The organism is Hominisplanchenecus sp. (assembly GCF_046967715.1).
Taxonomy (GTDB): Bacteria; Bacillota; Clostridia; order Lachnospirales; family Lachnospiraceae; genus Hominisplanchenecus; species Hominisplanchenecus faecis.
The window spans coordinates 1-9,843 of the sequence record NZ_JBKVNQ010000078.1 but is presented as its reverse complement, the minus strand read 5'-3'; the positions used below and the strand labels follow the sequence as shown (position 1 = coordinate 9,843).

Here is a 9,843-nt window from a genome sequence, read left to right as displayed (position 1 = left end):
TTATGGATGCCTCGATCTTTGTACTCGACAGAACCCGTCTGATCCGGTTTGTCCTCTGAAAAAAACAGATATCACAAAAGACACAAAAAGATCCCCTGTAAAGAGCATGGCAGTAAACTCTTTGCAGGGGATTTCCGTCCTCTGTTATTTTATTTGATGAAGCCGACGTGTTTGCAGATCTCTTCGATCGCTTTGTCTTTTCTTTCGTTGAACAGCACTTTGTTTTCCTCAAACAGGTTGCGTCCTTCGGTATCGATCGATACGATCAGCGGGCCAAATTCTTTTACACGGCAGTGCCACAGAGTTTCCGGCATACCAAGGTCACGCCACTGTGCATCGACGATCTCTTCTACTTCCATGGCCGCTACTACTGCATTTCCGGCCGGGAATACGCAGTGGATCGCTTTGAAATTCTTGCAGGCATATTCCGTGTTCGGTCCCATGCCACCTTTGCCGATGATCACTTTGACACCGGTCTGTTCCACAAATTCTTTTTCGAATTTTTCCATTCGCATACTGGTAGTCGGTCCTACGGACACCATCTCGAATTTATCGTTCTCCAACGGACGGATGATCGGACCTGCGTGGAAGATCGCCGCATCTCTTACGTCAACCGGAAGTTCTCTTCCTTCTTCTACCAGTCGTCTGTGTGCCACGTCACGGCAAGTTGTCATGCTTCCATTGAGATATACAATATCTCCGATATGGATATCCTTAAGATCTTCTGCAGATATCGGTGTTGTCAGAATCTTTTTTCCATCTTTCATTTCCAGCATTATAATGTCACCCCCGAATGTGTTGTGATTGTATAGTTCAGATCTTTATCAAAAATAATATGACCGCGTCTGTGTGACCAGCATCCTACGTTGACGGCAACACCGATCGTGGACGGATGTCTTGCTGTATTCTCGATATGTACGCCCATAACGGAGTAATTTCCGCCCATACCCTGTGGTCCGAGACCGATCGCATTGATGCCGTCTTCCAGCAGTTTTTCCATATAAGCGGCACGTTCGTTCTCATTGTGGCTGCCAAGCGGACGCATCAGTGCTTTCTTGGAAAGCAGAGCTGCGGTTTCCACAGACGTTGCCACACCGACACCGACCAGAAGCGGCGGACATGCATTTAAACCATAGGAAGTCATTACATCCATCACAAATTTTGTCACACCTTCGTATCCGGCTCCCGGCATCAGTACCATGGCTTTTCCCGGAAGCGTACAGCCGCCGCCTGCCATGTAAGTATAAATTTCACATTTGTCACTGTCCGGAACGATGTCCCAGAAGACTGTCGGTGTTCCTTTTCCGACATTTTTTCCGGTATTGTACTCATCAAACGTCTCTACGCTGTTGTGGCGAAGCGGTGCTTCAAACGTTGCACGCACTACGGCTTCTTTTAAAAGTGCCTCAAGCTCTCCGATCAGCGGAAAGTTTGTTCCGCATTTCACCCAGAACTGCAGTACTCCCGTATCCTGGCAGCTTGGTCTGTTCAGTTCTTTTGCCAGGTTCTGATTTTTTTTCATTGTCTGATAGATCACTTTTGAGAGAGGGCTGTCCTCTTTTTCTGCAAGCTCATCCAGCTTTGCGATAATGTCATCCGGCAGCATTTTTCCGATATAGGCAACAAAGTTTGCCATATACTGTGTCAGCTGCTCTACTTGTTCTTTTTTGCTCATCTTTTTGCCTCCTGTGGTCAGATTTTATATTTTAAATTTCCTGTAGCCTTAAAATGATTTTGCACATCCTGCTGATCTTCCTTATGGGAAAAACGGAAATGCAATCGGTAAAATAATCATGCTGATGATCGTTGCAATTATGATCAGTGGGAATCCTGCTTTTACATAATCCATAAAGCGATATCCGCCTGCTCCTACGACCATGGTATTTGCCGGCATGCCGATCGGTGTGGCATAAGCACAGGAACCGCCGATCACACATGCCATCAGTACTGCTCTCGGGTCCGCCCCCATTCCTTCCGCAATGGAAAGACAGATTGTAACCATCAGTGCCGTTGTCGCCGTGTTTGACATGAAATTTGTCATCACACAGCAGAGAATAAATACAACAAATGTCAGTATGTATGGCGACGGATGACTTCCCAGTGCCCCGATCACCGTGTTGGCGATCGTTTCACCCGCTCCGGTCTCTGCCAGTGCAGATGCCAGCGAAAGCGTTCCTCCAAACAGGAAGATCGTTTTCAGATCAATGGATTTCAATGCTTCTTTTTCAGAAATGACACCCGTCAGAATCAGGATCAGTGCCCCGATACATCCGGAAATGGAAAGCTTGATGCCGATCTTCTTCTCGAAGATCATCGCCAGCAGTGTAAGTACCAGTACGATCAGTGATAACCACTGTTTCCATGCCGGAACGTCACTGAAATCTTTGGCGGTATCAAACCCTCTCTCCTCTGTCACATCATGATCCGGAAGCAGACGGTAACCAATGGTTGCATAGAACAGGATGCCGATGATCAGGATCGGAAGTCCGACGATCGCATACTCAAAAAATCCGAATTCCATGTTGATCTCTTCCAGTGCACTCTGGGCGATCAGATTGCCCGGTGCCCCGATCAGAGAAAGGTTGCCGCCCATCGCCGCTGCAAAGACCAGCGGCATCAGAAGGCGTGATCTTTTGTATCCGGATCTGGCAGCAATCCCGATGACAACCGGGATCAGCACCGCTGCTGTTCCGGTATTGGAAAGCACACCGCTCATAAATCCGACGATGACCATAATGGCTACGATCAGCATCCGTTCTGTCTTCGCAAATTTTGTTACGATCCCGCCGATCTTGTTCGCCATCCCTGTCTCAAACAGGGCACCTCCTACAATAAACATTGCCACAAATAAAATGACATTGCTGTCGATGAAGCCCGCAAAGGCTGTTTTGATATCCAGGACTCCTGTTACAACCAGCCCGATACAGACGATCATCGATGTTACCCCCAGCGGTATTTTTTCCAGTACAAACATGATTACCGCAAACAGGAGGAACAATAATGTGATCGTTGTTGCACTCATTTGTATTACCCCCAATTTTCTGTTTTGCTTTTTGTTTTGCTGTTTTCGCTTTACCACCGGTGGTTTTCTTTGATGGTGCCAGTATAGCACTTGTATTTTTCGCTGTACATTTACGAAAATAAATGCACGCATAAAAAATATTTATAAAAAACCGGATTTTTCGTCAACTCGTTTAAAAAATATGCTATAATAGCCTATAAAATAGGGGTTGTTTTTGTGAATTATGTCCGAATACTGCCTGAAAAGATGTGCATATTTTTTTGTGCATCCAATATATCCAGAATATCAAGAAAGGATTGCTGTCAAATGAAAATGATACAGTTAGAATATTTCTGTGCCGTCTGTCAGTACCACAGCATCACACAGGCCGCCCAGAAGCTTTATGTCACCCAGCCTGCCATATCCAACGCGATCAAAGAACTGGAGAAAGAATACTCCATCAATCTTTTTATCCGATCAAAAAATCATATGTCCCTGACAAAAGAAGGGGAGATTTTTTATCAGAAGGCAAATCATTTGCTTACACAGTTCCGCCAGACCACATCCGAACTTTATGATCTCGGAAAACAGAAACCGTCCCTTCGCATCGGGATCCCGCCTCTGCTCAGCACTATATTTTTTCCGGATCTGCTTCTTTTCTTTCGCAGAGAATATCCGGATATTCCGGTCATTTTGTCCGAATACGGCTCCATGCGTGCCGCCGACCTGGTTCAGGAAGAGGTGCTGGATCTGGCACTGGTCAATATGCATTTTTACAATATTGATAAGATGAATACCCTGCGGATGCAGCAAGATCACATTGTCTTTTGCGTATCAAAAGAACATCCTCTTGCAAAAGAAAAAGAAGTGACGGTTGAAATGCTGAAAGAAGAACCTCTGATCCTTTACAATACCGATTCTGTGCTGAACAAAACACTGCTGGCCCTGTTCGAAAATGCCGGTCTGAAGCCAAATATCCTGCTTTATGCCAGTCAGCTTTACACGATCCGTTCCTTCGTCCTTAATAATCTCGGCGGTGCTTTTCTTTATTCTTCTCTATTAAAAAACGACCGCAATCTCGTAAAGATCCCGGTCGTCCCGCTGATTTATCAGGATATTGGACTTGTATGGAAAAAGGGCAAATATTTAAACAACAGCGTTGAGGCTTTTCTTTCTTTTGCCGGAACACAGGTAAAAGATTCCTGATGTCTTTTAATCGATCAGATCATTCTGGAAACGTGACAGGTGCTCATACGGCAGAATCAGTCTGCCATGATACAGTCCGCAGCCATCGTTGATCAGGCTCTTGCTCATCGCCGTGAACATATTAACGTCTATTTTTGTCAGATCCAGATTCAGAAGCTTCATGCCTCTTTCATATGCTTCGTCAAAATAAATGCATTCACCTTTCGGGATCGTGTCTCGCTGGATACGTTCCTTTTCTTGGCGTTTTTCGTATTCCAGATGGTTCGCCGGTCCGATCTCGGCAATATCATCCATCCGCTTGGTACGCAGCTGCAGTTCCATATAGCTTCTGGAACTGTTGTCGTAAAATGTAATATGAAGGGACTGATATCCATTGTGGCTTTTGTTGCATACATAATCGCGATAATACGGCTTTACATCGTCATTTAAGAGTGAGGAAGTGCTCAGTTTGACTCCTTTTGCATCTTCTGCATCAAAGCCACGCTCTTCAAGAAATCCCGGCAGAGCATTGGCGATCTCATAGAGGCACTTCAGCTCCTCCGTTTCCAGATCTTCTCCCTGTTTCAGGTGACATTTCGGCATACAGATCACGATGCGGTATGCGATAAAATCACGAAAACAGCTCAGGCGGCTCTTAAGCTTGTTCACTGACGGGTACTTACCGTATTTTGTATAGTAGTCATAAATATAAGAGACAATATAACCGTTGAATTTTTCTTCTGCACGGATCAGCGATTTGATCCTTCCTTTAAAAGTAAAAGCAAGGTACGGATACTGTTTTGCCATATATTTATAAAATTCCCGGATTTGCTGTGACTGAGCAGTCAGGAAATCATTGTGCTCCAGCAGTCCCTTAATCAGAATCAGAAAATTGCTGTGTGCCATGTCAATCTCATTGTGACTTTTTCTTGCCTCTTTTCGCAGTGCATCGGTATACTGCTGCAGAATACGGAAGATCGTATCTCCGGAATATAAATAGTCATTTAAAGTAATCATTTGTTTCTCCTGAATGTTAAAAAGTTACTTTGTAACGAAGCAATTCACAGGCATCTTCTGGTGTCTGGTAATGTGCTTTGGCATTTTAATTTTATTCTAACAGAATTTTTTCATCCGGTCAAAGAAATTCGCTTGTCAGGAAGAAGAACAGGGCGTATAATAAGGTGCTGCATATCTGGATTCATACAAATGAGGAGGATTTCTATGGAACAAAATAAGGAAAACACATCTTCCGTTTCCCGTACTTTAAAAGAATACTTTATTATTACCGTTGCCGTACTCATTATGGATATCGGCATCTATGTTTTTAAATTTCCAAATAATTTTTCTTTCGGCGGAGTATCCGGAATGGCTGTTGTTTTTGCAAAATTTCTTCCCTTTACTGCCTCTGTAATCAACCTGGTCATCAACCTGATTCTTTTGGTGGTCGGTTTCGCTTTTCTTGGAAGAAACTTCGGACTGAAAACAGCCTACGTCACCGTTCTCTCTTCGGTACTATTAAATGTTTTTGAGCATCTTTTCCCGATGTCAGGACCGCTGACCGATCAGATTTCGCTGGAGCTTTGCTTTGCGATCTTGCTGCCGGCAATCGCAGCTGCCCTGCTCTTTTTCGAGAACGCCTCCGGAGGCGGGACAGACATCATCGCCATGATCATCAAAAAGTACTCCACGATGAACATTTCCACCGCTTTGCTGCTCTGCGACCTGCTCATTGTAGTTATGGCATTCTTCGTTTTTGACACTCTGACCGGACTTTGTTCCATCCTTGGGCTGATGGCAAAGACACTGGTCATCGACAAAGTGATCGAACGCATGAAGCTGAACAAGTTCTTTACTATTGTATGTGATTATCCAGAACCGATTTGTGATTTTATTACAGGAGAACTCGGTCACACTGCAACCACTTATCATGCCGAGGGAGCCTACTCTCATACACAGAGAACCGTTATTTTGACCGTTGTCGATGTCAATCAGGCAATTCTGCTGCAGCGTTTTATCAAAAAAAATGAACCCACTGCTTTTATTACCGTTACCAAAAGCAGTGAGATCATCGGAAAGGGATTTTCCAATTACATCTGAGTTCCCTTATTTTGGCATATTCGCCTGAGAGTAGAATTCTTCATAATATTAAGTCCTCCCTGCACCAGAAGATATTCTTTTCCATTTACCGATACTTCCTGATACAGGTAAAGTGGACATTCACAATCCGCTTCGCTACTTGCTCATGAACGCAGTCGCTTCGCGACCTGTCAGTGGGAGCTTTCAACTCCCACTGACATAAGCATCCCCCCTCACCCACCGCTTAGTGCTCTGCACACTTGAAGCGGGGGGAATGCTTCTCTGCGTTCAAACTCCGTAAGATATTCCAGAACCTCCTGCTTTTTCAGCTCTGAAACTGATCCCAGTTGGTATTTTCCAAAATTTCTTTAAAATCAAACTCAATATCTCTGAGCTTATTGTACCATACCGTCCCCAGTGCATCCGGCGAGCGATAATTCTGCGAGGAACAGATGATCACCGGTATCGGATGCTCTCTTTGTTTCATCTTTTCCAGCAGAATAAATCCTGCCTCTTCATTTTCCTTTTCTCCTTTCGCCAGTGGATAGTGCATGTCTGTAACAATCAGATCAGATCCGCTTCGCTTGTCTCCAGATATTCCCATAAGGCCTCCTGATGGTCAAACATCACAATATTTTCCACACCACAGAACTGTAAAGCTCTTTTTATATGTATCGATTTTACAGCTGCATCATCAACGATCACTGCCTTCAGATCTCGAATTTTCATTTGTTCTCCTTTCTTTTTCCAGATATTTTGCCACTAAGCTTTGTCTTCGGGTTCAGTCCTTTTTGACCGGAGACACGATCTGCTTTTCTTTTTCCGACAATCGATATTGCATACCCCTGTCTCCTCCCTCATGACTTTTACTGTTTTAGCTTTTCCAATCTAAAATCTGATTTTGTCTATAAAAATCCTAATTATAGTATATCTTCACCGAATATGTTCGTCAATGGTGATCTATTACTACTTCTTCCGGTGAAACATCAACCTTTTTTAATGCATACAAAAAGCTTTGTAAGAATTATTTCAATTTCCTGCCTCTTCTGTGCTATACAACGATTACTGTTGACAAAATGTGCATCTGATCCTGAAATATTCCGGGCTGCCATACTTTGCTCGATTCTCTGCAAAAAATTTGTCTGATGCATAGAACAGACATCAGCTATTATAAAAAACTGTTTCAGACAGTCGGGAATATCTTGCGGATGATAGAAAAAGATAATCTGACCAAGTACCTGCTGTTTCTGGAGGATGTCTTCCCATATATGGAGAAATACCAGTACAAGAAAGGTATGAAAGAGATTATCCTGGAGATGAAGCAACTTTTGAAAGACAATGAAAATATTGCCGTTACCGACTGCTTTATACCAATAACAGCATTCCCCAAATCAACAATTATGCTGCCTTATTGACAGAATTGCAGGAACCGGAACGGGCAATGGCTGCTCTCCGGAAACTTGCCCAGACCATCAAAGAATACAACTCCGATACCTGTCTGGACTATGCCCTGGTACAGGAATCCAGAGCTTTAAACGATGAAATGGAGATGCTTGTCAAGGATGCTTTGACGAGTTAATTTGTAAAAGTATAAAACTCTAACAATGGGGAGGTTCCCCTCCCCATAAAATTTTTTCTTAAAACTTACACAAAAAACTTGACAAACCCGGTTTTTTCGTAATTTCTTTCGGATTCTTCTATCGTCTATTTTTTGATCTTCACAGATTTCTTCTGCCCCTTTCCTTTGAACAGACGCTTGTAAGACTTCAGTTGTTTCTTCGGTACTTTAATAACGCATTTTCTGTTGATGCCTGTGAGAGCACCTTTTCCGACTTTCTTTAATTTTGTACTCTTCACAGTAATCTTCTTGAGGTTCTTGCAATTCTTAAAGGCATTCTTTCCGATAGAGGTTACATTCTTTCCAATCGTTACGCTCTTTAACTTTTTGCAGCCTTCAAAACTGCCGGTTCCGATCTCTGTAACCGTGTCAGGAATTACAACTGTCTGCAGCTTCTTACTGTTCTTAAATGTTTTTGCCGCAATGCCTGTCACCTGATACTTCACATTGTTAATTGTAACGGTTTTGGGAATTGTAACCTTCTTTGCCTTTTTCTCCTTGGCAGACAGCTTTGTAAGCGTTACTGATGGCTTACTTTCAGAACCATCTGATTCTGTCACCTTAAATTCCCTGCCTGTTTTCTCTTTCAGAGATGTTCCAGCCGCAGGCACATCTGGTTTCGGTCGTGAATAGTTACAGTGCAAGGTAAAAGGAATTGAGATATTTTGACGCAAGTCTTCATCATAAGCTCCGAAAACATTTAATACATCACCGCCACTACCAAAGCTGATTGCATTCCACTGTTCCTGTGTGCCTGTATAATATACATCTTTTAATCCGCTACAGAACCAAAATGCAAGATCCCCTATGCTCGTTACACTCGACGGGATCTCTATACCGGTTAACCCGCTGCAGTCATAAAATGCATAATACCCTATGCTCGTTACACTCGACGGGATTTTTGTGTTTTTACAGCCCTGTATAAGAGTATTCGTCGCTTTTTTTATAATGGCATTACAGTTATCTCTGCTGTCATAGACCTCATTGCCAGCTTCTACGTTTATACTTGTTAACCCGCTACAGCCAGAAAATGCAGCTTCCCCTATCTTCGTTACACTCGATGGGATCTCTATGCCGGTTAACCCGCTACAGCTAGAAAATGCTTGATCCCTTATGCTCGTTACACTCGACGGGATCTCTATGCCGGTTAACCCGCTACAGCCAGAAAATGCAAAATTCCCTATGCTCGTTACACTCGACGGGATTTCTATGCTGGTTAACTCGCTACAGCCAAAAAATACTTCATTCCCTATGCTCGTTACTTTAATATCCTTAATTTTCGTGGGTATTTCTACAGCTCCCTTTGCATTATAATCACACCTTGTTATTTCCACATATTTTGTTTCATCCGGTTTCTGATAAATGCAATAGGACAGATATCCTTCTTTTCCATCCTCAACCTTTGTATCTTCCGTTTCTGCCTGATCTGCTTCCAGCTCCGGCTTTTCTGCCGTTTCCTGTTCTGCTGCTGTATCTACAGTCACGGCTGTTTCATTCTCCGAAACGGTCTCCGCAGATACCGGTACTGAACTGCAGATCACTGCTGCAGTCAATGCCATTGTCAACATTTTTTGTACGTGTCTCTTTTTCATTTGGTCCCTCCTGATCTCTTTTTATATGATACTGAAAGTATTTTAGCTTTTATCATGTATCTTCGATACATGACAGCACACGTTCGGGTGAAACTTCTTCTCCACGAGATGCGTATCCCCTTTTTAGATAAATCTGTTTTAGTATATATTTCACCTGCAGACAAGTCAAGCTTTCTTTCGTTTTTCTTTTATGTGTTTTTTCTAAAAAATATAAGGAAAATAAGGCTTTCCACACTTTTATAATAGTATGATGCCAGGGTCAAAAGGTCTAAATCTTGACATAGGACCATTCCTCGGCTGTTTCAATTCTTCTACCACATTAGGAGCATCATACATTGGCAAGCCTAAATCTCTCTTTACCTCTGCGATAT

At 43.1% G+C, this 9,843-nt stretch carries 11 protein-coding genes; 4 read left to right on the top strand and 7 right to left on the bottom strand.

What is annotated here, in order from left to right; genetic code table 11:
* Nucleotides 1-149: 149 nt before the first annotated feature.
* The 3 genes from ttdB to ACLTL4_RS10205 form a co-directional block, all read right to left on the bottom strand.
* On the bottom strand, nt 150-776 hold the full coding sequence (ttdB, locus tag ACLTL4_RS10215; protein WP_022119108.1) for a L(+)-tartrate dehydratase subunit beta: 627 nt from the start codon (nt 774-776) through the stop codon (nt 150-152).
* A complete protein-coding gene (gene ttdA, locus ACLTL4_RS10210; protein ID WP_022119109.1) occupies nt 776-1,675 on the bottom strand; it encodes a L(+)-tartrate dehydratase subunit alpha in 900 nt (299 codons plus the stop codon). Before ttdA ends, ttdB begins: the two co-directional genes overlap by 1 nt.
* Nucleotides 1,676-1,756: 81 nt before the next feature.
* A complete protein-coding gene (locus ACLTL4_RS10205; RefSeq protein ID WP_173897983.1) occupies nt 1,757-3,022 on the bottom strand; it encodes an SLC13 family permease in 1,266 nt (421 codons plus the stop codon).
* Nucleotides 3,023-3,328: 306 nt separating this feature from the next.
* On the opposite strand from ACLTL4_RS10205, the gene ACLTL4_RS10200 reads away from it, so the two are divergent.
* Nucleotides 3,329-4,207: a LysR family transcriptional regulator gene (locus ACLTL4_RS10200; RefSeq protein WP_173897985.1), complete on the top strand. Its 879-nt coding sequence runs from the start codon at nt 3,329-3,331 to the stop codon at nt 4,205-4,207.
* Nucleotides 4,208-4,213: 6 nt separating this feature from the next.
* On the opposite strand, the gene ACLTL4_RS10195 is transcribed toward ACLTL4_RS10200, so the two are convergent.
* The gene (locus ACLTL4_RS10195; protein WP_173897992.1) at nt 4,214-5,203 is read right to left on the bottom strand and encodes a guanosine polyphosphate pyrophosphohydrolase; all 990 of its coding nucleotides are present in this window, start codon (nt 5,201-5,203) and stop codon (nt 4,214-4,216) included.
* Nucleotides 5,204-5,407: 204 nt separating this feature from the next.
* Here ACLTL4_RS10195 and ACLTL4_RS10190 point away from each other — a divergent pair, with 204 nt between their 5' ends.
* Nucleotides 5,408-6,283: a YitT family protein gene (locus tag ACLTL4_RS10190; RefSeq protein WP_173897994.1), complete on the top strand. Its 876-nt coding sequence runs from the start codon at nt 5,408-5,410 to the stop codon at nt 6,281-6,283.
* 304 nt (nt 6,284-6,587) lie between these two features.
* Here ACLTL4_RS10190 and ACLTL4_RS10185 read toward each other — a convergent pair whose 3' ends face one another.
* Together ACLTL4_RS10185 and ACLTL4_RS10180 are read right to left on the bottom strand one after the other, a co-directional pair.
* Nucleotides 6,588-6,866, bottom strand: coding sequence for a hypothetical protein (locus ACLTL4_RS10185; RefSeq protein WP_173897996.1), 279 nt, complete (start codon nt 6,864-6,866; stop codon nt 6,588-6,590).
* Nucleotides 6,827-6,991 carry a hypothetical protein gene (locus tag ACLTL4_RS10180; protein ID WP_173897998.1) on the bottom strand — a complete coding sequence of 55 codons (165 nt, stop codon included), beginning with the start codon at nt 6,989-6,991 and terminating at the stop codon, nt 6,827-6,829. Before ACLTL4_RS10180 ends, ACLTL4_RS10185 begins: the two co-directional genes overlap by 40 nt.
* A gap of 479 nt (nt 6,992-7,470) precedes the next feature.
* Between ACLTL4_RS10180 and ACLTL4_RS10175 the strand changes: the two genes are divergently transcribed.
* Both ACLTL4_RS10175 and ACLTL4_RS10170 read left to right on the top strand, forming a co-directional pair.
* Nucleotides 7,471-7,677, top strand: a complete 207-nt coding sequence (locus tag ACLTL4_RS10175) for a hypothetical protein (protein ID WP_173898000.1) — start codon at nt 7,471-7,473, stop codon at nt 7,675-7,677.
* A gap of 26 nt (nt 7,678-7,703) precedes the next feature.
* Nucleotides 7,704-7,841, top strand: coding sequence for a hypothetical protein (locus ACLTL4_RS10170; RefSeq protein ID WP_412320493.1), 138 nt, complete (start codon nt 7,704-7,706; stop codon nt 7,839-7,841).
* Nucleotides 7,842-7,966: 125 nt separating this feature from the next.
* Here ACLTL4_RS10170 and ACLTL4_RS10165 read toward each other — a convergent pair whose 3' ends face one another.
* Nucleotides 7,967-9,364, bottom strand: coding sequence for a leucine-rich repeat domain-containing protein (locus ACLTL4_RS10165; protein WP_412291419.1), 1,398 nt, complete (start codon nt 9,362-9,364; stop codon nt 7,967-7,969).
* Nucleotides 9,365-9,843: the final 479 nt, after the last annotated feature.

Coding starts and splice junctions, on each gene's coding strand:
- ACLTL4_RS10200 (WP_173897985.1), top strand. CDS start 3,329: ATGAAAATGATACAGTTAGAATATTTCTGTGCCGTCTGTCAGTACCAC.
- ACLTL4_RS10195 (WP_173897992.1), bottom strand. CDS start 5,203: ATGATTACTTTAAATGACTATTTATATTCCGGAGATACGATCTTCCGT.
- ttdA (WP_022119109.1), bottom strand. CDS start 1,675: ATGAGCAAAAAAGAACAAGTAGAGCAGCTGACACAGTATATGGCAAAC.
- ttdB (WP_022119108.1), bottom strand. CDS start 776: ATGCTGGAAATGAAAGATGGAAAAAAGATTCTGACAACACCGATATCT.
- ACLTL4_RS10185 (WP_173897996.1), bottom strand. CDS start 6,866: ATGGGAATATCTGGAGACAAGCGAAGCGGATCTGATCTGATTGTTACA.
- ACLTL4_RS10170 (WP_412320493.1), top strand. CDS start 7,704: ATGGCTGCTCTCCGGAAACTTGCCCAGACCATCAAAGAATACAACTCC.
- ACLTL4_RS10180 (WP_173897998.1), bottom strand. CDS start 6,991: ATGAAAATTCGAGATCTGAAGGCAGTGATCGTTGATGATGCAGCTGTA.
- ACLTL4_RS10205 (WP_173897983.1), bottom strand. CDS start 3,022: ATGAGTGCAACAACGATCACATTATTGTTCCTCCTGTTTGCGGTAATC.
- ACLTL4_RS10175 (WP_173898000.1), top strand. CDS start 7,471: ATGATAGAAAAAGATAATCTGACCAAGTACCTGCTGTTTCTGGAGGAT.
- ACLTL4_RS10190 (WP_173897994.1), top strand. CDS start 5,408: ATGGAACAAAATAAGGAAAACACATCTTCCGTTTCCCGTACTTTAAAA.